This window comes from Cryobacterium sp. PH31-O1 (assembly GCF_030063455.1).
Lineage (GTDB): Bacteria > Actinomycetota > Actinomycetes > Actinomycetales > Microbacteriaceae > Cryobacterium.
Genome location: NZ_JASITB010000005.1, coordinates 44626 through 70170, shown reverse-complemented (window position 1 = coordinate 70170; position 25545 = coordinate 44626). Strand labels below are relative to the sequence as shown.

General features: G+C 66.3%; 22 protein-coding genes. 20 read left to right on the top strand and 2 right to left on the bottom strand.

What is annotated here, in order from left to right; genetic code table 11:
* The first annotated feature begins 2 nt into the window (after positions 1-2).
* From QMK31_RS11485 to QMK31_RS11405, 17 genes are all read left to right on the top strand, one after another.
* Positions 3-1547, top strand: coding sequence for a Mur ligase family protein (locus QMK31_RS11485; RefSeq protein WP_283501088.1), 1545 nt, complete (start codon positions 3-5; stop codon positions 1545-1547).
* Entirely contained in the window at positions 1548-2957 is a 1410-nt protein-coding gene (locus QMK31_RS11480) for a UDP-N-acetylmuramoyl-tripeptide--D-alanyl-D-alanine ligase (protein ID WP_283501087.1), read from the top strand. It begins immediately after the preceding gene.
* Positions 2954-4045 (top strand): phospho-N-acetylmuramoyl-pentapeptide-transferase, encoded by a 1092-nt coding sequence (gene mraY / locus QMK31_RS11475; RefSeq protein ID WP_283501086.1) that lies wholly within the window; start codon positions 2954-2956, stop codon positions 4043-4045. Before QMK31_RS11480 ends, mraY begins: the two co-directional genes overlap by 4 nt.
* Complete coding sequence (murD, locus tag QMK31_RS11470; protein WP_283501085.1) at positions 4045-5541, top strand: UDP-N-acetylmuramoyl-L-alanine--D-glutamate ligase; 1497 nt, start codon at positions 4045-4047, stop codon at positions 5539-5541. The genes mraY and murD overlap by 1 nt, the downstream gene beginning before the upstream one ends.
* Positions 5542-5546: 5 nt before the next feature.
* Positions 5547-6959, top strand: coding sequence for a putative lipid II flippase FtsW (ftsW, locus tag QMK31_RS11465; RefSeq protein WP_283501084.1), 1413 nt, complete (start codon positions 5547-5549; stop codon positions 6957-6959).
* On the top strand, positions 6956-8050 hold the full coding sequence (locus QMK31_RS11460; protein ID WP_283501083.1) for a UDP-N-acetylglucosamine--N-acetylmuramyl-(pentapeptide) pyrophosphoryl-undecaprenol N-acetylglucosamine transferase: 1095 nt from the start codon (positions 6956-6958) through the stop codon (positions 8048-8050). The genes ftsW and QMK31_RS11460 overlap by 4 nt, the downstream gene beginning before the upstream one ends.
* A gap of 53 nt (positions 8051-8103) precedes the next feature.
* Positions 8104-9513 (top strand): UDP-N-acetylmuramate--L-alanine ligase, encoded by a 1410-nt coding sequence (murC, locus tag QMK31_RS11455; protein WP_283501082.1) that lies wholly within the window; start codon positions 8104-8106, stop codon positions 9511-9513.
* A 7-nt stretch (positions 9514-9520) separates the two neighbouring features.
* Positions 9521-10735: a cell division protein FtsQ/DivIB gene (locus QMK31_RS11450; protein WP_283501081.1), complete on the top strand. Its 1215-nt coding sequence runs from the start codon at positions 9521-9523 to the stop codon at positions 10733-10735.
* Between the two features lie 312 nt (positions 10736-11047).
* Positions 11048-12259, top strand: coding sequence for a cell division protein FtsZ (gene ftsZ, locus QMK31_RS11445; RefSeq protein ID WP_283501080.1), 1212 nt, complete (start codon positions 11048-11050; stop codon positions 12257-12259).
* A gap of 104 nt (positions 12260-12363) precedes the next feature.
* A complete protein-coding gene (locus QMK31_RS11440; RefSeq protein ID WP_283501079.1) occupies positions 12364-13101 on the top strand; it encodes a YggS family pyridoxal phosphate-dependent enzyme in 738 nt (245 codons plus the stop codon).
* A 32-nt stretch (positions 13102-13133) separates the two neighbouring features.
* Positions 13134-13670 (top strand): cell division protein SepF, encoded by a 537-nt coding sequence (locus QMK31_RS11435; RefSeq protein WP_283501078.1) that lies wholly within the window; start codon positions 13134-13136, stop codon positions 13668-13670.
* Between the two features lie 8 nt (positions 13671-13678).
* Entirely contained in the window at positions 13679-13972 is a 294-nt protein-coding gene (locus tag QMK31_RS11430; protein ID WP_283501077.1) for a YggT family protein, read from the top strand.
* A 158-nt stretch (positions 13973-14130) separates the two neighbouring features.
* A complete protein-coding gene (locus QMK31_RS11425) occupies positions 14131-14757 on the top strand; it encodes a DivIVA domain-containing protein (protein ID WP_283501076.1) in 627 nt (208 codons plus the stop codon).
* The gene (gene lspA / locus QMK31_RS11420) at positions 14747-15424 is read left to right on the top strand and encodes a signal peptidase II (protein ID WP_283501075.1); all 678 of its coding nucleotides are present in this window, start codon (positions 14747-14749) and stop codon (positions 15422-15424) included. Before QMK31_RS11425 ends, lspA begins: the two co-directional genes overlap by 11 nt.
* The gene (locus QMK31_RS11415; RefSeq protein ID WP_283501074.1) at positions 15421-16371 is read left to right on the top strand and encodes an RluA family pseudouridine synthase; all 951 of its coding nucleotides are present in this window, start codon (positions 15421-15423) and stop codon (positions 16369-16371) included. Before lspA ends, QMK31_RS11415 begins: the two co-directional genes overlap by 4 nt.
* Before the next feature lie 108 nt (positions 16372-16479).
* Positions 16480-19947, top strand: coding sequence for a DNA polymerase III subunit alpha (gene dnaE, locus QMK31_RS11410; protein WP_502853115.1), 3468 nt, complete (start codon positions 16480-16482; stop codon positions 19945-19947).
* 53 nt (positions 19948-20000) lie between these two features.
* Positions 20001-20822, top strand: coding sequence for a lysophospholipid acyltransferase family protein (locus QMK31_RS11405; protein ID WP_283501072.1), 822 nt, complete (start codon positions 20001-20003; stop codon positions 20820-20822).
* Here the strand turns inward: QMK31_RS11405 and QMK31_RS11400 are convergent.
* On the bottom strand, positions 20819-21403 hold the full coding sequence (locus QMK31_RS11400) for a flavin reductase family protein (RefSeq protein WP_283501071.1): 585 nt from the start codon (positions 21401-21403) through the stop codon (positions 20819-20821). The genes QMK31_RS11405 and QMK31_RS11400 overlap by 4 nt on opposite strands.
* Positions 21404-21484: 81 nt before the next feature.
* On the opposite strand from QMK31_RS11400, the gene hisD reads away from it, so the two are divergent.
* From hisD to QMK31_RS11385, 3 genes are read left to right on the top strand one after another with little or no spacing between them, the layout of a single operon-like run.
* Complete coding sequence (hisD, locus tag QMK31_RS11395) at positions 21485-22798, top strand: histidinol dehydrogenase (RefSeq protein ID WP_283501070.1); 1314 nt, start codon at positions 21485-21487, stop codon at positions 22796-22798.
* Between the two features lie 12 nt (positions 22799-22810).
* Positions 22811-23329, top strand: a complete 519-nt coding sequence (gene nrdR / locus QMK31_RS11390; RefSeq protein ID WP_283501069.1) for a transcriptional regulator NrdR — start codon at positions 22811-22813, stop codon at positions 23327-23329.
* A gap of 6 nt (positions 23330-23335) precedes the next feature.
* Positions 23336-24376: a quinone-dependent dihydroorotate dehydrogenase gene (locus QMK31_RS11385; RefSeq protein ID WP_283501068.1), complete on the top strand. Its 1041-nt coding sequence runs from the start codon at positions 23336-23338 to the stop codon at positions 24374-24376.
* A gap of 95 nt (positions 24377-24471) precedes the next feature.
* Here the strand turns inward: QMK31_RS11385 and QMK31_RS11380 are convergent, their stop codons facing one another.
* Positions 24472-25494: an App1 family protein phosphatidate phosphatase gene (locus QMK31_RS11380; RefSeq protein WP_283501305.1), complete on the bottom strand. Its 1023-nt coding sequence runs from the start codon at positions 25492-25494 to the stop codon at positions 24472-24474.
* Between the last annotated feature and the right edge of the window lie 51 nt (positions 25495-25545).

Here is a 25545-nt window from a genome sequence, read left to right as displayed (position 1 = left end):
GCGTGTCTGAATTGGCGCCGTCGGCTCTCCGTCCCGAGCACCCCGTTCCGCGGTCGTTGTCGGGATTGGTTGCCGAATTTGATCTAGAACTACGTGGAGACATCGACGGTCTCGAAGTCACCGGAGTGAGCCTGAGCTCGCGCACGGTGCAGCCAGGTGACCTCTATGTCGGCGTCCCCGGCCAGCACCTGCACGGGGCGACCTTCGCCGCGGCTGCCGCCGAAGCCGGAGCCGTGGCGATCCTGACCGATGAGGCCGGCCTGCTGCTCGCCGGCGCCAGTGGTCTCCCGGTGCTCGTGACACCGGATGCCCGCGCCGCGCTCGGCGCTGTCGCCGCCTGGATCTACCGCACCGCTGACAACCCGGCGACCCTGTTCGCCGTGACCGGCACCAACGGCAAGACCAGCGTCGTTTACCTGCTCTTCGGCATCCTGAACCAACTCGGCGTCGTATCGGGACTGACCTCGACCGCCGAACGCCGCATCGGCGACCTCGCCGTTACGAGTGCGCTGACGACGCCGGAAGCCAGCGAACTGCACGCTCTGCTAGCCCGCATGAACGAGGCCGAAGTGCGCGCCGTCGGCATCGAGGTGTCGGCGCAGGCGCTCAGCCGCTATCGGGTCGACGGGCTCGTCTTCGACGTCGCCGCGTTCACCAACCTCAGTCACGATCACCTCGACGACTACGCAGCGATGGACGACTACTTCCAGGCCAAGCTCGAATTGTTCCAGCCCGACCGGTCGCACCGCGGCGTCGTCACGGTAGATACCGACTGGGGCCGACGACTCGCCGAGGAATGTCGCATCCCGGTGACGACCATCACCAACCGGGCCGATGTAGAGGCGGACTGGCACATGACCGTGGTCGGCGAATCCTCCAGTCACACCGACTTCGTACTCGACGGACCCGACGGTCGCCGCTTGCACACCAGGGTGCCGCTGCTCGGCTGGTACATGGCCGCCAACGCGGCCTTAGCCATCGTCATGCTCGTCGAGAGCGGGTTCGACCTCGACGCGATCGCACACACCCTCGGCCGGGACGGCGGCATCGTCGCTTTCATTCCCGGGCGTGCCGAACGTATCTCCGGTGATCGGGGCCCGCTCGTCTACATCGACTACGGTCACAGCCCCGACGCTTTTCTCAACACGCTCGCCGCCCTGCGCAAATTCACTCCCGGCAAGCTCATCATGCTGTTTGGCGCCGACGGCGACCGCGACAGCACGAAACGCGCCGATATGGGGCGGATCGCCGCCCAGGGCAGCGATATCGTGGTCGTGACCGACTTTCACCCGCGATTCGAAGATGCCGCGAGCATCCGTGCCGTACTGCTGGCAGCAGCGCGTGACGCCGTGCCAGACGGCGAGTTCTACGAAGTGGCTAACCCGCGTGCGGCATTCCGCATGGCGTTGTCACTCGCACACGAAGGAGACACCATTCTGTACGCCGGCCCAGGCCACGAGGATTACCACGAGGTACAAGGCGTAAAATTGCCGTATTCGGCCAGGGATGACTCCCGCCAGGCGCTTCGCGACGCAGGGTGGCTGTAAATGATCGCCCTTTCCCTGGCCGAGGTGAGCCAGGCCGTCGACGGTGCGCTGCACCTCACCGACGGCGCTGCGTTCACCGACCTCGTTGACGGTTCGGTGCAAACCGACTCCCGGCTGATCGAACCCGGCTCCATCTTCGTCGCCAAGCCCGGAGCGCTCACCGATGGGCACCTGTTCGCGCCCATCGCCGCTGAGCGTGGGGCCGCACTGTTCATCGTTGAACGACTGCTCGACCTGCCGGTTACCCAGATCGTCGTCACCGATACTGTCGCCGCGCTCGGCGACCTGGCCGCCGCGGTCGTGGCACGGGTTCGCGCGGCCGGGGCGCTCAAAATCGTGGCGGTCACCGGGTCCAACGGCAAGACCACCACCAAGAACCTGCTCCGCAGCATGCTCGAACGCGTCGGTCCAACTGTCGCCCCGCGTGGCTCCTTCAACAACCAGGTCGGCGCGCCGATGACGATGCTCGAGGTTACGGGCGACACCCGGTTCCTCGTGATCGAGATGGGCGCCAGCAGCGAGGGCGCTATCGCGCACCTCGTGCGCCTCGCCCGCCCCGACATCGGCATCGTGCTCACCATCGGGCTCGCCCACGCCGGCGAGTTCGGCGACCTCGACGCCACCGTGCGCGCCAAATCGGAGATGGTCACCGACCTGCTTGAGACGGATGTCGCGGTGCTCAACGCCGACGATCCGCGCGTCGCGCAGATGGCCGCGATCACCCCCGCCCGCGTCGTGCGGTTCGGCGAGTACGGCCAAGTCGATGTGCGAGCGAGCGAGCTGCACTCCGGTCGCACCGGCACGACATTCACCCTGCACCTCGCCAACGGGCAGAGCGCCCCGATTGTGTTCCCCGTGCTCGGTGAGCACCATGTCATGAACGCGCTGGCCGCCGCCGCCGCCGCTGAGGTACTCGGGGTGTCGCTGACGAACATCGTTGACGCCCTTGAAACGACCACCAGGGCCGAACGCTGGCGCATGGAGGTTCTGGGCGGCAAAGACGATGTCACCGTTATCAACGACGCCTACAACGCGAGCCCCGACTCGATGAGCGCCGCGCTTAAGACGCTCGCCCAGATCGGCACCCCCGGCCGGCGCACCATCGCGGTGCTCGGCGAGATGGCCGAATTGGGGGAGCTGGCCGGCGAGGAGCACGATCGCATCGGCCTGCTCGCTGTGCGTCTGAACATCTCCCAGATGATCGTGGTGGGCCAGAAGGCGCGTCGCATGCACATCAGCACCATCAACGAGGGATCGTGGGACGGCGAATCGGCCTATGTCGACACACCGGATGAAGCCTTCGAACTGGTGCGTAACAGCGTGAATCCGGGGGACACGGTACTCGTGAAGTCATCCAATTCCGCGGGTCTGCGATTTCTCGGCGATCGACTGGGAGACTTGTTCTCGTGAGAGTTTTACTGCTGTCCGGTGCGTTCTCGCTCGCGTTCACCCTGTTCCTGACGCCACTGTTCATTCGACTGTTCAAGAAGTTCGGCTGGGGCCAGTTCATTCGCGACGACGGTCCCAAGAGCCACCACGCCAAACGCGGCACCGCCACCATGGGCGGCATCATCATTATCCTGGGCGTTCTGATCAGCTATTTCACCGCCATGCTGATCGAACAACGACCGTTCACGCCGTCGCCACTGCTCGTACTGTTCATGATGGTCGGCCTTGGACTCGTCGGTTTTCTCGACGACTTCCTCAAGACCCGCAATCAGCGCAGCCTCGGCCTGGGCGGCTGGTCCAAGGTGCTCGGGCAAGTCATCGTCGCCGGCGCCTTCGGCATCCTGTCGCTACAATTCGCCGACCGCAACGGCCAGACACCCGCCTCGACCAGCGTGTCGTTCATTCGCGACCTGCCGATCGACTTCATGAAACTCGGCACCTTCATCGGTATCGCGGTGTTTCTGTTGTGGATCTGCCTGATCGTCGCCTCGACCTCGAACGGTGTCAACGTCGCCGACGGCCTCGACGGCCTCGCTACCGGGGCATCCATTTTCGCTATCGGTTCCTTCGTCGTGATCGGCTTCTGGCAGTCCAATCAGAGCTGCTTCGGGGGAGCGGATGCCGCCGACCAGTACAAGTGTTACCTCGGCCCCGACTCGTTCGACCTCGCCATCGTTGCCGCGACCATCGTCGGCGGCCTGATTGGATTCCTCTGGTGGAACACCTCACCGGCGAAGATCTTCCTCGGCGACACCGGCTCGCTCGCCCTGGGCGGCGCCCTCGCCGCCCTGGCCATCCTCAGCCGCACCGAACTGCTCCTCGTGCTCATCGGCGGCCTGTTCGTGATGGAAGCCGGATCGGTGATCGTGCAGCGCGCCTACTTCAAAATCACCCACGGTAAACGCATCTTCCTGATGAGCCCTATTCACCACCATTTCGAGCTTAAAGGCTGGGCCGAAGTCACCGTCGTCGTACGATTCTGGATCATCGGCGGCCTGCTCGTCGCCGCCGGCGTCGGCTCGTTCTACCTTGAATGGCTGTCGCGCTAGTGAGTGTTGACGCTGCGTCACACAACCACCTGGATCAGCTCACCAGCTGGCACGCCAACTGGAGCGGCCTGCGCGTGGCCGTGCTCGGCCTCGGCGTTACCGGTTTCGCCGCCGCCGATACCCTCGCCGAACTCGGCGCCGACGTGCTGGTGCTGGCGTCTCCCGGCCCCGACGAACGATTCGACCTGCTCGGGGTGCTCGGGGTGCCGTTCGTGCAGGCAGACCTGCGCGAGGTACCGGCAGAGCTCGCGGCGCAGATGCCGGAAGTCATCATCGTCTCGCCCGGCTTTCACCCCGACCACCCGTTGCTCCAGTGGGCTGCCGAGAACCACGTGCCGGTCTGGGGCGATATCGAACTGGCCTGGCGCCTCCGCGACAAGGTTGGCGCTGCCGCCGAGTGGATGCTCGTCACCGGCACCAACGGTAAAACCACCACCGTGCAGCTCGCCGCCACCATGCTCGCCGCCCACGGCAGCCGCGTCGCCCCCTGCGGCAACATCGGCGTGCCGGTGCTCGACGCCATCCGTGATCCCGCCGGCTGGGACGTACTCGTCGTCGAGCTCTCGAGCTACCAGCTGCACCATCTGCCGCGGAGCGGACCGGGCGCTCTGGCACCCTGGGCCAGCCTCTGCCTTAACGTCGCCGACGACCACCTCGACTGGCACGGAACGGCTGCCGCCTATCGCGCCGCCAAAGCCAAGGTGTACCTGAACACCGCCGTGGCTTGCGTCTACAACACAGCGGATGCCGCGACCCTCACGATGGTGCAGGAGGCCGATGTTCAGGACGGAGCCAGGGCGATCGGCTTCGGCCTCGGCGTGCCGGGACCGAGCGAGCTGGGCATCGTTGACGGCATCCTCTGCGACCGGGCCTTTCTCGAGGACCGGTTCGAACGCGCTCTTGAGCTCACCACCGTGCCGCACCTCGTCGCGGCCGGCCTCGGTGCCCCGCACGTTATTATGGACGTGCTCGCGGCGAGCGCCCTGGCCCGGTCGTACGGTGTCGAGCCGGCCACCATTCACACGGCGCTGGAAACATTCCACCTCGACGCGCACCGCATCGAAACCGTCGCCATTGGCGACGGCGTGGAATGGGTCGACGATTCCAAGGCCACCAACCCGCACGCCGCCGACGCCTCCCTGGCGGCCTACGAGTCGGTCGTCTGGCTGGTCGGCGGGCTGCTCAAGGGCGTCGACATCGGCCAGCTCGTGCAGAAACACGTCGGCCGCCTGCGCGGTGCGATCATTATCGGTGTTGATCGTCTGGCAGTACGGGAGGCATTCGCGCGACACGCCCCCGACCTGACCGTGTTCGAGATCGACGCGGACGACACTGAACAAGTGATGACGCGGGCGGTTCGGCTGGCCGCTGAACTGGCTCGTGCCGGTGACACCGTGCTTTTGGCCCCGGCGGCCGCATCAATGGACCAGTTCGAGAGCTACGCCGACCGCGGCCGGCTTTTCAATCAGGCAGTACACGATCTTCTAGGCAGGTGACGCGGATGGTACAGGTGCCGCGCAACCCCGCGTCGCGTTCGGCGACGTCCCGCACCGCGGCGACGTCCCGCACCGCGGCGACGTCCCGCACCGCGGCGACGTCCCGCACCGCGGCGACGTCCCGCACCGGGGCGACTCCCCGTACTGCTACGGCCGCACGCACCGGGCGTTCGTCCGATGCACCGGCGAAACCGGCGGCGCAAACGCTGGGCGGGCCACAGGTTCGAATCAATCTTGGTCGGGTGTTCAAGGCCGAGGGTGGCAACTACTTCCTCCTGCTCGGCACCACCCTGTTCCTGGTCATTTTCGGCCTCGTCATGGTGCTTTCCTCGTCGTCGGTGGACTCCTTTCTGGCCGATATGGGCTTTTTCGGTGGTCTGCTGCGTCAGGGCATGTTCGCCCTGATCGGCATCCCGCTGATGCTCGTCGTCAGCCGCCTGCCGCTCGCCTTCTGGCGGCGCGTGGCCTGGCCTTCGCTGCTGATCACCTGTTTTCTGCAATTTCTGGTCGTGGCGACCGGACTCGGCCGGGGCACCGGCGGCAACACCAACTGGCTCAATATCTTCGGGATCCAGTTTCAGCCGTCCGAGGGCATCAAGGTGGCCCTGGTCATCTGGCTCGGGGTGATCCTCTCCAAGAAACAGCATCAGCTCGACGACTGGAAACACGTTTTCATCCCGGTATTCGGCGTCGGCGGTGGCGCGGTGCTGCTCGTCATGATCGGCGGTGACCTCGGCACGGTAATGATCATGGCCGGCATCCTGTTCGGGGCGTTGTTCTTCGCCGGCGTCAGGCTGCGCCTGCTCGCCGTGCCGCTGCTAATTGGCGTTGGCGGCGCGGTCGTGCTGGCCATCGCGAGTCCCAACCGGCTGACTCGCATCATGAGCTTTCTCAACGAGGGCTGCACCGAGCTGAGCGGGGAGATTTCCCAAAGCTGCTGGCAGCCGCTGCACGGCACCTGGGCGCTGGCCAACGGGGGAGTGCTCGGCGTTGGCCTCGGCAATTCCAAGGCCAAGTGGTCGTGGCTGCCGGCCGCCGACAACGACTACATCTTCGCCATCATCGGCGAAGAACTCGGCCTGATCGGCTGCATCGTGGTGCTCGGCATGTTCATCCTGCTGGCCTTCGCTTTTCTGCGCATCATGCGCACGGCCACGACCGTGCAGGCGAAGGTCTCGACCGCCGCCGCCATGGTCTGGATCATTGGCCAGGCCTTCGTCAACATTGGCGTGGTGCTCGGAGTGTTCCCCGTATTGGGCGTACCACTGCCGCTGATCTCGGCCGGTGGCACCGCGCTGCTCACCACCCTCGTCGCGATCGGCATCGTGCTGTCTTTCGCGCGCGGCGACCGCTCAAGCGAACCCCAGAACGATTTCGACGACCGCGACACCGACCGCATTGAGGCTGACCGGGCATGACCACGTACCTTCTGGCGGGCGGCGGAACCGCCGGCCACGTCAACCCCCTGCTCGCGGTCGCCGACCGCATCCGCGCCAGTGAAGCGGATGCTACGGTGCTCGTTCTCGGCACCCTTGAGGGTCTCGAGGCGCGCCTGGTACCCGCCCGCGGCTACGAACTCATCGTCGTACCCCGGGTTCCGTTTCCGCGCCGGCCGAACGCGGCCGCCGTGCGCTTTCTGCCGCGCTTCGCCGCCGCGGTGACCGGGGTCGCGCAGGTTCTTCGCTCGCGTCACGTCGACGTGGTCGTTGGCTTCGGTGGCTACGTCTCAACGCCGGCCTACCTCGCTGCCCGACGAGTCGGGGTGCCGATCGTCATCCACGAGGCCAACGCCAAACCGGGGCTGGCCAACAAGCTCGGCGCCCGTCTGACCCGGCACGTTGGCGTCGCCTTCGAAGGTACGCCCATTCGGCATGCCCGGTTCGTCGGCATGCCACTGCGGCCCGAAATCGAAGAACTCGACCGCCCGGCGAAGCGCGTTGAGGCGCTGAAGTTTTTCAATCTCAGGCCTGGCCGCCCGGTACTGCTCGTCACCGGCGGGTCGCTCGGCGCGCGGCGGCTGAACGCCACCATGGTCGAGTCCGCCCCGGCTCTCGCCGCCGCAGGCTGGCAGGTGTTACACATCACCGGTCTCAAGGCCGAGGTCATCGACCCCGGCGTGCCCGACTATCACCTGGTCGCCTACTGCGATCGGATGGACCTCGCCCTCGCCGCTGCCGATTTTGCCGTGACGCGGGCGGGCGCGGCGACGGTCAGCGAACTGTGCGCGCTCGGCATTCCCGCCGTCTACGTGCCATACCCGGTCGGCAACGGGGAACAACGCTTCAATGCCTCGCCCGTGCTCGCAGCCGGTGGGGGCGTGCTGATCGACGACGCCGACTTCGTACCGGCCTGGGTTCAGCGTGAGCTGGTGACCCTGTTGGATGATGGGGCGCGGGTGGCGGCGATGGCGCGGGGGGCGGCATCCGTTGGTGCCCGCGACGGAACGGCCCGCATGCTCGACCTCGTGCACGGGGCACTCGCGTCGCCGACCTCGCGGCCGCACGCGTAACGTAGTGCCCGCACGACCTGTTTATTGGTTTCAATCGAGAAGAGCGCACCACCGTGATCAAACCAGACCTCACCCTCACCATTCCCGACCAGCTCGGAAGTGTGCACTTCGTAGGCATTGGCGGATCCGGCATGAGCGGTATCGCCCGCCTCTTTCTGAACCGGGGCTACACCGTCACCGGCTCTGACGCGAAGGAATCACCCAACGTCACGGCGCTGCGCGAGCTTGGTGCCACCGTGTTCATCGGGCACGACGCGGCCAACGTCGGTTCGGCCGACACACTCGTCGTCACCGGCGCCCTCTGGCAGGACAACCCCGAGTACGTGCTCGCGAATGAACGAGGCCTCCCGGTGCTGCACCGCGCGCAGGCCCTGGCCTGGCTCATTCGGGACCAACGCCTCGTGGCAGTGGCCGGCGCGCACGGCAAGACCACCTCGACCGGCATGATCGTCACCGGGCTGCTCGGCCTCGGCCAGGACCCCAGCTTCGTCAACGGCGGTGTGATCGAATCCCTCGGGGTCAGCTCCGCGAGCGGCGCCGACGACCTGTTCGTGGTCGAAGCAGACGAATCCGACGGCTCCTTTCTGCTGTACCACACGGCGGTTGCGCTGGTCACGAACGTCGACCCCGACCACCTCGACCACTACGGCTCACTCGAAGCCTTCGAGGCCGCCTTCGTCGAATTCAGCCGCAAGGCGAGCGAACTCGTCGTTATCTCATCCGACGACGTCGGCGCTGTGCGGGTCACCGCAACGATCGCAGCAGCGGATGCCGCCGCCCGCGTGATCACGTTCGGCGAGCATCCCGATTCCACGGTACGCGTGCACTCCATCACCACGACCGGGCCGGTCAGCTTCAGCGTCACCTGGCAGGGCCAGGACTACAGCGCCACCCTGCGCGTCCCCGGCAAGCACAACGCCATCAACGCGGCCGGTGCCTTCTCCGTGCTGGTCGGCCTCGGCTTCGACCCGGCGGCCAGCCTCGACGCCATCGCCGGTTTCGGCGGCACCCAGCGCCGGTTCGAACTGCACGGCACGGTCGGCGGCGTGAGCGTTTACGACGACTACGCCCACCACCCGACCGAGGTCGCTGCTGCCCTCGCCGCGGCCCGCACCGTTGTGGGCGAGGGCCGTATCATCGCCGTTCACCAGCCGCACCTGTACAGCCGCACCCGGCTGTTTGCCCAGGAATTCGCCGACACCCTCGAGGCCTTCGCCGACCAGACCATCGTGCTCGCCGTCTACGGCGCCCGCGAAGACCCAGAACCCGGTGTCACCGGCGCACTCGTCTCGGAGCGGTTCCGTGACCCGTCCCACGTTGCTTACGTGCCCGACTGGCAGGATGCCGCCGACTACCTGGCCAGCATCGCCCGCGAAGGCGATTTCGTCGTGACCCTCGGCTGCGGCGACGTGAATCGCATTGTGCCCCAACTGCTCGCCGCGCTCGAACAGGTTCACGGATGAGGCTGCGGTGAGGCGGCCGGCCGGCTTCGACCGCCCCGGGAAGCCGCCACGCGAGCCGGACCGCGCGCCGTCTCCGGCCGCGGAACCAACGGCACAGGCGGCAGCGAAAACACCCCGCGTCAAGTCGACGCCGGCGCCGCGCACCACGCCTGACGCCGCTGCAGCGACGGGCCGCCCGGCGAAGACGGCGAAGCCCGACGCGGCGAAGCCCAGGGGAACGCGCCGCGCTGGTACCGACCGTGCCCGCGCGCCGAAACGCTTCGACCCGTCAGACACCACGACGGAACCGATCGTGCTCGGGGGGGACGCATCCGCTTCGCCGCTCACGGTTGTTCCTACGCCGGTCCTGCGGCAGGCCGCCACCGCCGTGCCAGCAGCGAAGGCGGTGCCAGCAGCGAAGGCGGTGCCAGCTGCGAAGGCGGTGCCGACCGTGGAGCACTCCGGCGGCACGGCGGGAGCACGAGCGGCCCGGTCGGTGCTGCGGGCCGCGCAGCGTGCCCGTAAACGCTTCGAACGGGCCGAGGTGCGTCGGTTCACCGGACGTGCCAGGCGACGGCGCACCGCGTGGATCCTCGGTCTCGGTTCGATCGTGCTCGCTTTCGGGTTCATCATCGGTGCTGCCTACTCACCGCTCATGGCCCTGCGCACGATCGAGGTCGTCGGGACCAGCCGCATCCCGGCAGCGGACGTCTCGGCGGCCCTCGCCGACCAGCTCGGAACCCCGCTGCCGCTCATCGACGCCGACGTGGTGAAGGGTGCGCTGTCGCAGTTCACACTCATCCAGAGCTATGTCACCGAGAGCCGCCCACCCGGCAAGCTCGTGGTGCGCATCATCGAGCGGGTGCCCGTAGGGGTGCTGGCCGGTCCGACCGGATTCGACCTGGTCGACGCCGCGGGGGTCGTCATTGAGACGACGCCGGAACGCACCGTTGGCTATCCACTGGTCGATGCGCCGGACGGCATCGACAGCGCGGGGTTCAAAGCCGCTGCGGCGGTGCTCGCCGTGCTGCCGGAGCGCATCCGTGTTCAATTGGATTCGGTGACGGCGGTCACTACGGACGACGTCACCCTGAGCCTGCTCGGCGGCGAACGGGTGGTCTGGGGCAGCCCGGAGAAGTCCGAGTACAAGGCGGTCGTGCTCGCGGCGCTGCTCATCGGTCACCCGGCCGGCACGGTGAACGAATACGACGTCTCGTCACCCGACAGCGCCGTACTGCGCTAGTTTGCGGCCCAGAGTTCCCTGTTCGAGCACCAACCGCCCCGGTGGCGCGCCGCAATGCTGCACGCGCTGCCGAAAACTGCTGGCGTGCCTGGCGTGCCTGGCGTGCCGGGGGCGCCAGCAGCGTGCGGGCGAGTGAAGCTCGACTGGGCCCTGAAGCTGGGCCAAGGGAGAGAATCGACGAGTTCTTCGCGACACGCGGGCGCGCCTCCCCAGCGACGCGCCGCGTCCGCATACTTTCGTAATCAGGAATTGCATACTCAGCATAACTTTAAACTTCGACTAGAGGTTTAGGGTTCCACCCGGAGGCCGGACGTGTCAAACAATCAAAATTATCTAGCCGTCATCAAGGTTGTCGGCATCGGCGGTGGTGGCGTCAACGCCGTCAACCGCATGATCGAACTGGGCCTCCGCGGTGTCGAGTTCATCGCCATCAACACGGATGCTCAGGCTCTGCTCATGAGCGACGCCGACGTTAAACTTGACGTCGGTCGTGACCTCACCCGCGGCCTCGGTGCCGGCGCTGATCCCGAGGTGGGTCGCCGCGCCGCCGAGGATCACGCCGAGGAGATCGAAGAGGCCCTTGCCGGGGCTGACATGGTCTTCGTCACCGCCGGAGAGGGCGGCGGTACCGGAACCGGTGGCGCCCCCGTCGTCGCCCGCATCGCCAAGTCGATCGGTGCGCTCACCATCGGTGTGGTCACCAAGCCGTTCGGCTTCGAGGGCAAGCGTCGTCAGGCGCAGGCCGAGACCGGCGTCGCCTCGCTGAAAAACGAGGTCGACACCCTCATCGTCGTTCCGAACGATCGCCTGCTCGAAATCAGCGACCGCGGCATCAGCATGCTCGAAGCCTTCGCGACCGCCGATCAGGTTCTCCTGGCCGGTGTGCAGGGCATCACCGACCTCATCACTACCCCCGGCCTGATCAACCTGGACTTTGCCGACGTCAAGTCGGTCATGCAGGGCGCCGGTTCGGCCCTCATGGGAATCGGTTCTGCTCGCGGCGCTGACCGTGCGATCAAGGCGGCCGAACTCGCCGTGGCCTCGCCGCTGCTCGAAGCGTCGATCGACGGTGCCCACGGAGTGCTCCTGTCAATCCAGGGCGGATCCAACCTCGGCATCTTTGAGATCAACGACGCGGCCCGCCTCGTGCAGGAGGCCGTGCACCCCGAAGCCAACATCATCTTCGGTGCCGTCATTGACGACACCCTGGGTGACGAGGTACGGGTTACCGTCATCGCTGCCGGCTTCGACGGCGGTGAGCCCGGCGCCAAGGCGGTCGAGGTGCGGCGCGCCGACCTCGTCGCGGCGGGAATCGCGGCGGGTGCCGGAACGGCCGCGGCCGGAGCGGGAGCATCCGCTGGCAGCGCCACCGGAGCCCCAGCGACCGACTCGGGCAGCTACAGCGATGGCGAGCTTGCGGCCTCCGTCTGGGGCGGCTCGGACTCCGCCAGCGGCGTGACCGTGGCCGACCCTGCCTTTGAAGAAGAAGCAGACGACCTGGACATCCCCGACTTCCTCAAATAGGCGAGTTGTTTCAGTCCCGGGGCTGCCGCCTTCACGGCGGCCCCGGGACGTAGCGTTTTCGCCGCCTGCACCGAACCCCATCTCACGAACAGAGCAGCAAGAGCATGGCATTTTCTCACCTGGACCCCGCAGACCCGTCACAGAACACGACGGCGCCGGGGGATCTGCCCACTCGTCTGGGCGCGGTGCGTGCGGGCATTCTCGACGCCGCACGCGTGGCTGGTCGCGACCCGGCCGGCATCACCACCATCGTCGTCACCAAATTCCATCCGGTGTCCCTGATCGAGGAGCTCTACTCCCTCGGCGTGCGCAACATGGGGGAGAACCGGCATCAGGAAGCGCAGGCCAAGGCTGCAGACCTGGTCGATCTCGACCTCGTCTGGCACTTCGTCGGGCAGGTGCAGGGCAAGAAAGCCCGTCAGGTTCGGGCCTATGCCGACGTCATCCACTCGGTTGATCGTGCATCCCTCGTCGCCGCGCTGAGCTCAACAGAGTCGGGCATCGACTGTTTCATACAGGTCAATCTCACCGACGATGACGCGCGCGGCGGCGTGAACCCGCAGCACTTGTCGGCCCTCGTTGATGATGTTCTCGCCACTTCCGGGCTGCGCTTGCTCGGCCTCATGGCTGTTGCTCCGCTTGGCGCCAGCGGAGAACCGGCTGAGCCGCGCCGGGCCTTCGCCCGGGTGCGTGAACTCAGCGAGCAGATTCGTACGCAGGCTCCCGGGGCCACCGCACTGTCCATGGGCATGAGCCAGGATTACGCGGCGGCCGTGCTCGAAGGGGCGACACACCTAAGAATTGGCACCGCAATCACCGGCAATCGCCCGGTGCTCGGTTAATCTCGAAGTAGCAAACCAACACGGAGGTCGACATGTCCAACCCGCTCAAGAAAACCATGGTCTACCTGGGTCTGGCAGACGAAGAGCTGGAGTACCAGGCGCCCGCCGGTGCTTCCAACAACAACGGCGCTGCCAACAACGGCTCCGCCAATCATGTCAGTGCCGTTCCGGCACGTGGACACGACAATGCCGCTCACTCCAGCGCGGCCCAGAACCATGCCGGGCGCGCGCCGGTGACCCCCCTGCGCAAGACCTCGACCCCCCAAGATGTGGCTGCGTCCGAAATGAATGAAATCCTCACCGTTCACCCGCGCGCCTACAAGGACGCCCAGGCCATCGCCGAATCCTTCCGCGAAGGCATCCCGGTCATTATCAACCTGTCGCAGATGAGCGACGGCGATGCTCGCCGTCTCATCGACTTCGCGAGCGGCCTGTCGCAGGGCCTGTACGGCAAGATCGAGCGCGTGACCGCCAAGGTCTTCCTGCTCTCGCCGTCGCACGTTGTCGTCTCCGGCGACAGCACCACCGAAGAGGGCGCCGAGGACAGCTCCTTCTTCGCGCAAGGCTAGACTTAAGTGTGACTGGTATACCGATCCTGGGGAATCTTCTCTATTTCCTGTTCTTCATGTACTTCCTCGTGCTCTGGGGTCGCTTCATCATCGACCTCGTACGCGGAGTCAACCGAGCCTGGCGTCCGCAGGGCGCCCTTCTCGTTGCCGTCGAACTCGTTTACACGCTGACCGATCCGCCGGTTCGATTTTTCCGTCGTCTGGTCCCGCCGCTTCGCATCGGGCCCATCGCCTTGGATTTCGGCTTCACGCTGACGATGCTTTGCTGCATCGTGGGCATGTCCCTGTCGGGCTTACTGTAATCGTCCGACCGGGGCATGTATCCTTGTCGGATGACTGGTTGGCCGTGAGCCCGCACTCGCTCGTTGGCAGCCCGTAGTCAAAGAAAATACTTGAGCCACTCATTGGCTCAGGTCAGTCAAATGTTCACAATAAATTCAAGTTTTGAGGGTGGAAAGCCATGGCGCTAACTCCGGAAGATGTAGTCAACAAAAGGTTCCAGTCGACCAAGTTCCGTGAGGGATACGACCAGGACGAGGTCGATGACTTTCTCGACGAGGTCGTCGTCGAACTGCGTCGCCTGACCAAGGAGAACGAGGAACTGCGCGGCCAGGTCGGTGGGGGCGCTTCCCCCTCAGCCGAGTCCGCCCCGGTCGCCGCCGCTTCGGCCGAACCTGTCGTGGTCGAGCCCGTCGTCGCCGCTCCGGTCGCCGCTGTTGCCGCTGTAACGCCGATCGATGAGACGGCAGGTACGACCAACCTGCTGCAGCTGGCTCGCCGCCTGCACGAGGAGCACGTCAAGGAAGGCGCCGAGAAGCGCGACGCCCTGATCGCCGAGGGCCACGCCACCGCGGCACGCGTCATCGCCGAAGCCGAAACCCAGCAGCGCATCCAGGTGGAAAAGCTCAACAAGGAGCGCTCTACCCTCGAAGGAAAGATCGACGAGCTGCGCACGTTCGAGCGCGAATACCGCCTGAAACTCAAGAGCTACATCGAGGGTCAGCTGCACGACCTCGACGCGAGCTCGGTTGGCTCCACGGCTGATACCAACGCGCCGAAGCCCAGCTTCCAGGGCTTTGGAGCCTAGGGCCCGAACGAAGAAGCGTTCGCGAGCGCTTATCGTTCTAGCCCTCGTCGCGCTGGGCATTTACGCCCTCGATCAATACAGCAAGTACCTCGTCGTCGCCTCGATGACCGAGGGTTCCGTGATTCGGGTTCTGAATGATGTGTTGCAACTACACTTCGTTCGGAACCCGGGCGCGGCATTCTCGCTTGCGAGCGGGTCCACCTGGATCTTCTCGATCATCGCCGGTGCCGTCGTGGTGTTCATCGTCTGGTTCGCCCGGCGCATCCGTTCACTGGCCTGGGGCCTTGTCTTCGGTCTGCTTCTCGGCGGAGTACTCGGCAACCTGACCGACCGGCTGCTACGCGAACCGGGCTTTGGAGTCGGGCACGTGGTCGACTTCATCTCAACCCCCTGGCTGCTGCCGGCGATCTACAACGTCGCCGACATGGCCATCGTCACCAGCATGATCATCTTCATGATCCTGACCATCCGCGGCATCGGCCTCGACGGCAACAAGGTCGTGGCCGTCAGCAAGACCGCGACAGCACCCGTCGCAACGGCCGTGCCTGGCGAAACTTCTCTCTCTATAACGGATGCTGTGACCCCCGATACACGCACCAGCGAGACCACCGCCCCCGATTCGACGACCAGCGACCGGCCAGCTCCCGGGGCCGAGGCCCTGCCGTGAGTGGTCCCGTCGACCTGAGCAGCCCACCGGAACGGCGATCGCTGCCTCTTCCGGACGGCCTGGAGGGTGTGCGGGTTGACGCCGGCCTGGCCAAGCTGTTCGGATTCTCGCGCAGCTTCGCCGCCGAGGTCTCCGAAGCTGGTGGCGTCGTGCTCGACGGCACCATCGTCGGCAAGTCCGATCGACTGCGAGCCGGCAGCTGGATCGAAGTGACCTGGCAGCCCAAGCAGCCGGTGCGCATCATCCCCATCGCCGTGCCCGACCTCACCGTCGTACATGACGACGAGAGCATCGTCGTCATCAACAAGCCGGCCGGAGTCGCCGCGCACCCGAGCGTCGGCTGGACCGGCCCGACCGTTCCCGGCGCCCTCGCCGCCGCCGGCTACCGTATTGCCACCTCGGGCGCAGCCGAACGTGCCGGCATCGTGCATCGGCTCGACGTGGGCACGAGCGGACTCATGGTTGTCGCCAAATCCGAGACGGCCTACGTCGCGCTCAAGAAAGCGTTCCACGACCGCGAGGTGGAGAAGATCTACCACACCGTCGTTCAGGGGCACCCCGACCCGCTCACCGGCACCATCGACGCCCCGATCGGCCGCCACCCGCGGTCGGACTGGAAGTTCGCGGTGATGGCCGACGGCAAGCCCTCGATCACCCACTACGAGACCCTCGAAGCCTTCCCCTCGGCCTCGCTGCTCGAGGTGCATCTGGAGACCGGGCGCACCCACCAGATCCGCGTGCACATGACCGCGCAACGGCATCCGTGTGTCGGTGACGCCATGTACAGTGCCGATCCGTCGATCACGGCCCGGCTCGGTCTGAAACGTCAGTGGCTGCACGCCAAGCAGCTGGCCTTCACCCACCCGGACAGCCATGAATGGGTCACCTACAACGCCGAATACCCGGCCGACCTCAATCACGCCCTCGCGGTGCTGCGCGGAGACTGACCCGGGACTCGTCCCTAACCGTTTCATCAACTCGTCGGAGTCATTGTGAGTAACCCAGTAACCGCCACCGACAATTTCGTACACCTGCACGTGCACAGCGAATACTCCATGCTGGACGGCGCCGCCCGGGTGAAACCCCTGATCAATGCCGCCGTCGAGCAGGGAATGCCGGCGGTCGCGATCACAGACCACGGCAACGTGTTTGGTGCCTTCGACTTCTGGAAGAGCGCGACGGACGCCGGCATTAAGCCGATCATCGGCACAGAGGCCTACATCACCCCCGGCACTGATCGGCGTGACAAGACCCGGGTGCGCTGGGGGACTAGCGGGCAGAACCGGGACGACGTCGGCGGCGCCGGCTCGTACACCCACATGACGCTGCTCTCCGAGAATACGGCGGGCATGCACAACCTGTTCCGGCTGTCGTCGAAGGCGAGCCTCGAGGGCTACTACTTCAAACCCCGCATGGACCGCGAGCTGCTCAGCCAGTACTCGACCGGCCTGATCGGTACCACCGGCTGCGTCGGTGGCGAGGTGCAGACCCGCCTGCGCCTCGGCCAGTACGAAGAAGCGAAGAAGGCCGCCGGCGACTTTCAGGACATCTTCGGCAAGGAGAACTTCTTCTGCGAAATTATGGACCACGGCATCGACATCGAACGCCGCACCATGACCGACCTGCTCAAGCTCGCCAAGGAGCTCGACCTGCCGCTGCTGGCCAGCAACGACCTGCACTACACGCACGCCCACGACGCCACTGCTCACGCCGCGCTGCTGTGCGTGCAGTCCGCGTCGACCCTCGACGACCCGAACCGGTTCAAGTTCGACTCCAACGAGTTCTACCTCAAGACCGCCGCGCAGATGCGGCATCTGTTTCGCGACCACCCCGAATCCTGCGATAACACGCTGCTCATCGCCGAGCGCTGCGAAGTGGAATTCAACACCAAAGCCAACTACATGCCCCGGTTTCCCTGCCCGGAGGGTGAGAACGAGGAAAGCTGGTTCGTCAAGGAGAACGAGATCGGGTTGGCCAAACGCTACCCGAAGGGCATCCCCGCCGATGTTCGCAAACGGGCCGACTACGAAATCGGCATTATCGTGCAGATGGGATTCCCCGGCTACTTTCTCGTCGTCGCCGACTTCATCATGTGGTCCAAGCAGCAGGGGATCCGCGTTGGCCCCGGCCGCGGTTCGGGTGCCGGCTCCATGGTCGCCTATGCGATGGGCATCACCGACCTCGACCCGCTCGTGCACGGCCTCATCTTCGAACGCTTCCTCAACCCCGACCGCGTCTCTATGCCCGACTTCGACGTCGACTTCGACGAGCGTCGTCGCGGTGAGGTGATCAAGTACGTCACCGAGAAGTACGGCGAGGAACGCGTCGCTCAGATCGTCACCTACGGCACGATCAAGGCCAAGCAGGCCCTGAAAGACGCCTCCCGGGTGCTCGGATTTCCCTTCGGCATGGGCGACAAACTCACCAAGGCCATGCCGCCGGCCATCATGGGCAAGGACGTGCCCCTCACCGGCATGTTCGACAAGGATCACCCGCGCTACCGCGAAGCGGCCGACTTTCGCGCCGTGATCGAGAGCGACCCGGAAGCCCGCACCGTGTTCGATACCGCCCTCGGCCTGGAAAACCTCAAGCGCCAGTGGGGCGTGCACGCCGCCGGCGTGATCATGTCCAGTGACCCGCTCATCGACATTATTCCCATCATGAAACGTGAAGCGGATGGCCAGGTCGTCACGCAATTCGACTACCCGGCCTCCGAAGCCCTCGGACTGATCAAGATGGACTTTTTGGGGCTGCGCAACCTCACGATCATCGACGACACCCTCGACAACATCGCCGTGAACCGTGGTCACCGGCCCGTACTCGAAGACCTCGGCCTCGAAGATCCCGCCGCCTACGAACTGCTCGCCCGCGGCGACACGCTCGGCGTGTTCCAGCTCGACGGCGGGCCGATGCGTGCCCTGTTGCGGCTCATGAAGCCCGACAACTTCGAAGACATCTCGGCCGTCATCGCCCTGTACCGTCCCGGGCCCATGGGCGCCAACTCGCACACCAACTATGCGCTGCGCAAAACCGGTGTGCAGGAGATCATTCCCATTCACCAGGAGCTCGAAGAGCCCCTGAAAGAGGTCATCGGCACCACCTACGGCCTGATCGTGTATCAGGAGCAGGTCATGTCGATCGCACAGGTGCTAGCCGGGTTTACGCTCGGTGAAGCCGACCTGCTGCGCCGCGCCATGGGTAAGAAGAAGAAGTCCGAGCTGGACAAGCAGTTCGAGGGATTCTCGAAGGGCATGCAGGACCGTGGCTACTCCATGGACGCCGTCACCACGGTCTGGAACATTCTGCTGCCGTTCTCCGACTACGCCTTCAACAAGGCGCACTCCGCCGCCTACGGGGTGCTCTCCTACTGGACCGCGTACCTGAAAGCGGTGTACCCGGCCGAATACATGGCGGCGCTGCTGACGAGCGTCGGCGATTCGAGGGACAAGCTCGCGCTCTACCTCAACGAGTGTCGCCGCATGGGCATCCAGGTGCTGGCACCCGACGTGAACGAGTCGATCGGGTTCTTCGCGGCGGTGGGCACCGACATCCGCTTCGGGTTGGGAGCTGTGCGCAACGTCGGCTTCAACGTGGTTGAGGCCATTCGCGGCGCCCGCGAGGAGAAGGGCCGCTTCGAGTCATTCCATGACTTTCTGCGCAAGGTGCCGCTGCCGGTCGCCAACAAGCGCACGATCGAATCGCTCGTCAAGGCCGGGGCGTTCGACTCGCTCGGCGCGACCCGACGCGGCATGGTCGAGATCCACGAGTCCGCCGTCGAGTCTGCCGTGAAGATCAAGCGTGAAGAGAGTAACGGCAATATCGGGTTCGACTTCGACAGCCTGTTCGACGAACCCCAAGATACCGAGCAGGTGCCCGACCGCCCCGAATGGAGCAAGAAAGAAAAACTCGCCTACGAACGCGACATGCTCGGGCTGTACGTGTCCGACCATCCACTCGCCGGGCTGGAGATTCCGCTCGCCAAGCATGCCAGCACCACGATCGCCGACCTGATCGCGTCTGAGTCGACCGAAGACGGCGACACGGTGACGGTGGCCGGCCTGATCACGAGCGTGCAGCACCGCATCGCGAAGAAGTCGGGCAACCAGTACGGCATGATCCAGGTCGAAGACTTCGGTGGTGAGATCACCGCGATGTTCATGGGCAAGGCCTACCTCGAGTTCGCGCCGGAACTGATCAGCGACTCGGTCGTGGTCGTGCGCGGCCGGGTCAGCCTGCGCGACGACGGAATGAACCTGCACGCGTTCAGCGTGTTTCAGCCCGAGCTCGGTCAGGGCTCCGACCAGAGCATGGTTTCGATCACGGTGGGGGAGGCCAGGGCGACCACCGACACGGTGAGTGCGCTCGGCGAGATCCTTACGCGCCACGCCGGCGAGGCCGAGGTGCGACTCAAGCTGGTCAAGGGTGATGTGGCGCGGGTGTTCGAGCTGCCGTATCGGGTAAAGGTGAGCGCCGACCTGTTCGGCGAACTCAAGAGCATCCTCGGCCCGAACTGCCTCACCTGATTCTTCGGCCGTGGCCGCAGATTAATGACAGGGTGCCAGCCTAGGCTGGCACCATGCACAAGCGAGAGCCGATCTATTCGACCGCCATCGGCGCCGGGCGCGCCCTGTTCGGCCTGCTCCGGGTGCGCCCGGCCGTGACCGGCCTCAAACATCTGCCAGCCACCGGCGGCGCCGTGCTCGCCATCACCCATTTCGGCTACCTCGACTTCGCCCTGGTCGAATGGGTCACCTGGCGGCACAATCGGCGGCATATCCGCTTCATGGCCAAGAAGGGTGCCTTCGACCAGCCGCTGGTCGGGCCTTTGCTGCGCGGTATGAAACACATTTCGGTCGACATGGACAGTGGCGGTGACGCATACGCCCAGGCCGTGACGGCCCTGGGCGCCGGTGAGCTGCTCGGTGTGTTCCCCGAGGGCGGCGTCAACGCCTCGTTCACCGTGCGTGAACTCAAGACCGGGGCGGTGCGTATGGCGCAGGCCGCGAACGTGCCGATCATCCCGGTCGCCGTCTGGGGCGGCCATCGACTAATGACCAAGAACCACCGGTCCAGTCTGCGGGAGCGGCTGGGCGTGCCGGTCAGCATCCGTTGGGGTGAGCCCTTCAGAGCGGATGCCGCCGCCGGCGTCGAGGACGTCACCGCGGCCACCCTGCGATTACACGATACCCTGCAGCACCTCGTCGACGCGGTGCAGGCGGAGTACCCGGTGCCGGGCGCCGGCCAGTGGTGGCAGCCCGCGCATCTTGGCGGGACCGCACCGACCCCCGAGCAGGCCGCGGTGGTCGAGGCCGAGCGTCGCCGTCGCAAGGCCGCCGAGAAGCTGACAGCCGAGAAGCTGGCTGCCGAGAAGCTGGCTGCGGGGAAGTCCCGCTCCTAGACGGCGGCGCCAGGTACCCGGTAGGTGCGCTCGTGGTAGAGCAGGGCCTCATCGTCGGTGCCCATGCCGCCGCCCTCGATCTGCACGACGACGACAGCGTTGTTGTGCACCGACACCCGTTCCACGATGCGACCGATCATCCAGCTGGTGACGCCTGCCAGCACCGGGAGCCCGTAGGGGCCGGGCTGCCAATGCTCGCCGATGAAGCGGGCGGCGTGTGGGCCGGCGAGTTTCTCGGCGACGGCACGATTGTGGGCGCCAAGCATGTGAATGACCACGCGGTCGGCGGCGGCTATCGCCACCCACGAGCTCGCCGACCGGGCCATGTTGAACGTCGCCAGAGGCGGAACGGCGGACAGCGACGCCAAGGACGTGGCTGTGAAGCCGACCGGGGTGCCATCGGGCGCCAGGGTCGTGATCGCCGCGACCCCGGCGGCATGGCGGCGAAACGCGTGTTTGAACGCGGCCAGGTCGTCGGGAGCATTCGGGTCGGCGGCGAGTGGAGGCGCCGCGTACAGGGGAATCGCGGGCACCGGGGTTGGGACGGGAACGGTTACGGAGGGTTCAACGTTGCTTTGCATACTCAACCAACAATCTGTTTCAACGTCAGCCTATTCCCGCCCGCGGATTGTGACGCGGGTTCACGGATAGGCTGGGGCACGATGATCCAGACTATTGACCTTCGCGGAAGCGAGCCGACACCGGCCGCGCTTCTGGCTTCCGTTCCGCGCGCCCTGACCAGCGTCGCCGACGCCGCCGACATCGCGGCGGAGCTGATCGCCGACGTGCGCGAGCGCGGCGGGGCGGCCCTGCTCGACCAGGCTGAGCGCCTCGATCGGGTGCGCCCCGGCCAGGTGCGCGTACCCGAGAGCCACATCACCGACGCGGTCGCCGGACTGGACCCGGCCGTACGAACGGCCATCACCGAGACCATTCGACGGGTGCGCCTGGCCAGCGCCGCGCAGGTGCCCGCGCACGTGACCACCACGATCGAAGCCGGGGCCACCATCACGCAGCGCTGGCAGCCGGTGAACCGGGTCGGCCTCTACGTTCCCGGTGGCAAGGCCGTCTACCCCTCGAGCGTCGTCATGAACGTTGTGCCGGCGCAGGTCTCTGGTGTGCGGTCGATCGCCCTCGCCTCGCCGCCGCAGAGCCACTTCGACGGTCGGGTGCACCCCACCATCCTCGCCGTCGCCGGCCTGCTCGGAGTCGACGAGATTTACGCGATGGGCGGCGCCGGTGCCATCGGCGCCCTCGCCTACGGTGTCGAAGACATCGGGCTGGAGCCGGTGCAGATCGTCACCGGCCCCGGCAATGTCTATGTCGCCGCAGCCAAGCGACTCATTCGAGGCCAGGCCGGCATCGATTCAGAGGCCGGCCCGACCGACATCCTCGTGATAGCGGATGCCGCCGCCGATCCGCTGCTGGTCGCCGCCGATCTGGTCAGCCAGGCCGAGCACGACGAACTCGCCGCGGCCGTGCTGGTGACCGATTCGCCCGAACTCGCCGACGCCGTCGCGGCGCGACTAAGCGCGCTGGCGGTATCCACTACTCACAGCGAACGAGTGACGGCGGCGCTTCGCGGCCGCCAGTCGGCGATCGTACTCGTTGACAACCTGCAGGTCGCGGCCGCGTTCAGCAACGCTTTCGGGCCGGAACACCTCGAGATTCAGACCAGCGATCCCGACACGGTGCTCGAAACGATCGAGAACGCCGGGGCGATCTTCCTCGGCCCGTATTCGCCGGTGAGCCTCGGTGACTATGTCGCCGGATCCAACCACGTGCTGCCCACCGGGGGACAGGCCCGGTTTTCCTCCGGCCTCGGCGCCTACACCTTTCTGCGACCGCAGCAGGTCGTGCGCTACAGCCGCGAGGCGCTGCAGGGTGTTGCTGATCACATTACGGCTCTCTCCAACGCCGAGGCCCTGCCGGCCCACGGCGACGCCGTTACGGCCCGGTTCGCGGTCGACCGCTAGGCTGGCAGCACCATGTTCTGCCCGTTCTGTCGCCACCCCGATTCCCGAGTCGTTGACTCGCGCACGAGCGACGACGGACTGTCGATTCGCCGCCGTCGGCAGTGCCCGGAATGCGGTCGCCGGTTCAGCACCACCGAGACGGCGAGCCTGAACATCATCAAGCGCAGCGGCGTGGTCGAACCGTTCAGCCGCGAGAAGATCGTCTCCGGCGTGCGCAAGGCCTGCCAGGGGCGGCCCGTCACCGACTCCGACCTCGCCATGCTGGCCCAGAAGGTCGAAGAAACCATCCGCCAGACCGGTGCCTCCCAGATCGACGCCAACGATATCGGTCTGGCCATCCTGCCGCCGCTGCGTGACCTTGATGAGGTCGCCTACCTGCGGTTCGCGAGCGTCTACCAAGGCTTCGACTCCCTCGACGACTTCGAGACAGCTATCACCCAGCTGCGCACCGAGCACACCACGCGGTCCAAGGCCCGCACGACCGCGGATGCCGCTTCGCCCGGCACCGCCCCAACCGCCAACAAACCCTAGGGCTCGATGTATCCGCTGTTCTTCAAGCTCGTGCTCAGCCGGATCGATCCGGAGCGCGCCCACCACCTCGCTTTCACCGTCATCCGGCTGCTGCCAACACTCGGCATCGGGCGCCTCGTGCACCGGTTCACCCGGCCTCGCACCGACCTCGGCGTGAACACCCTCGGCCTGCACTTCACGTCGCCCTTCGGCGTCGCGGCCGGTTTCGACAAAGACGGCGAGGCCGTGCTCGGCCTCGGCCAGCTGGGCTTCGGCCACGTCGAGGTGGGCACGCTCACCGCCGTGGCCCAGCCAGGCAACCCCACACCCCGCCTGTTTCGCCTCGTGGCCGACCGTGCGGTCATTAATCGCATGGGCTTCAACAACCACGGTGCTGCCGCCGCCGTCGCCCGGCTGACCCGCGTGCGCACCGTGGCCGGCCGCCCGGTTCTCGGCATCAATATCGGCAAGAGCCGCGTCACCGCCGTGGAGAATGCCACGGCCGACTACCTGCGGAGCGCGCACACCCTTGCCCCCCTGGCCGACTACCTCGTGGTCAACGTGAGTTCACCCAACACCCCTGGCCTGCGCGGACTGCAGGAACTCGACCAGCTCGCCCCGCTGCTGATCGCGGTCAAGGGCGCCGCCGGTGCCACCCCGCTGCTCGTCAAAATCGCCCCCGACCTCGAGGATGCCGAAGTCGCCCGCATCGCGGCCCTGGCCGTTGAGCTCGGCCTCGACGGCATCATCGCCACTAACACCACTCTGTCTCGCAGCGGTCTGCGAGCGGATGCCGCCACCATCGTCGCTGCCGGCGCCGGCGGTCTGTCCGGCGCCCCGCTGCACGCCAGGTCGCTCGCCGTCTTGCAGCAGATTCGCGCCGTCGTGCCGCAGGAATTTTGCGTCATCTCCGTCGGCGGCGTGGACACAGCCGCCCAGGTGGCCGAACGTCTCGCGGCGGGCGCCACCCTCGTGCAGGGCTATACGGCGTTCCTCTACCGCGGTCCGCTCTGGGCCCGCCAGATCAACCGGGGGCTCGACCGCCTCCTGGCGACCTCCGGTCACTAGTCGCCCGGCAGGAACCACTCCTGGTGCTGGGCAATTCGCCATTCCTGGCCAAGGGGCGCCTCGAGGGGGGGGACCTGGCTCGTGACCGTTTGCGCTTAGAGGAGGCCGTGTTCGGCGAGTTGGTTGGCGAGGCTGGATCCGTCGGGGCCGTACACCCACGGTGCCTCGGGGCCGCCCTCGATCAGCACGGCGTCACGCGAGCGCCCACCGGCGAGCACCGCTTCGCTCGGGGACAGCTGACGGATCGCCACGGCCGCGACGCTGCCGGGATAGTCACGTTGAAAGTCGCTGTAGATGGCCTCGTCGTGCTGGCCGTCGTCGCCGATCAGAAACCAGCGCATGTGCGGAAACTGCTCGGCGAGCCGGCGCAGGTTGTCTCGTTTGTGGGCGCTCCCGCTGCGGAACCACCGGTCGTGGGTGGGGCCCCAGTCGGTCAGCAGCAGCGCCCCGGCCGGGTAGAGGTTGCGGGAGAGAAAGCGCGACAGGGTCGGGGCCACATTCCAGGCACCGGTGGAGAGGTAGATCACCGGGGCTCCTGGCGTGTTCGATGCCAGACGTTCCAGAAACACGGCCATGCCGGGCGTTGGCACCCTGGCATGTTCGTCGAGCACAAAGGTGTTCCACGCGGCGAGCAGCGGGCGGGGGAGCGTGGTGACCATCACGGTGTCGTCGACGTCGGAGACGACGCCGTAGCCGACGGTGGGCGCCACGATGAAGAGCGGGGCCTCGGCCAGGGCCGAGAATTCGGTGTGCAACCGGGCAACGTGCCAGCCGGCCGGTAACGAAACCGGAACCACGGTGTCGACGACTCCGCCGCGATCCGCCTGTACGCGATGCGTCTGGCCGTCGATCTCAATCGTGACCGTCACATCGTTGACGGGAACGCTCGTGAAGCTGCGCCAGCCCCGAATGCCGGCATCACGGCCATCCGCGCGGGGGCGTTTTTGACGTTTCGAGGGCTTGTCCGGCTTGGTCAGGAGCACCCGGCAGAGGATGCGCACCCAGGCGGTGGAGCCATAGCCGGTATAAGGAATAACGGTCGGCTGATACCCGCGGCGACGGGCGGAATGCTCGCGGCGGTCGTGCAACCAGTCTTCGATGCGGGCTGCGCGGTGCATGATTCGCTCGGGACTGGGAGCACGCGGCGTGGCGTCTGAGGACTCTGGCAC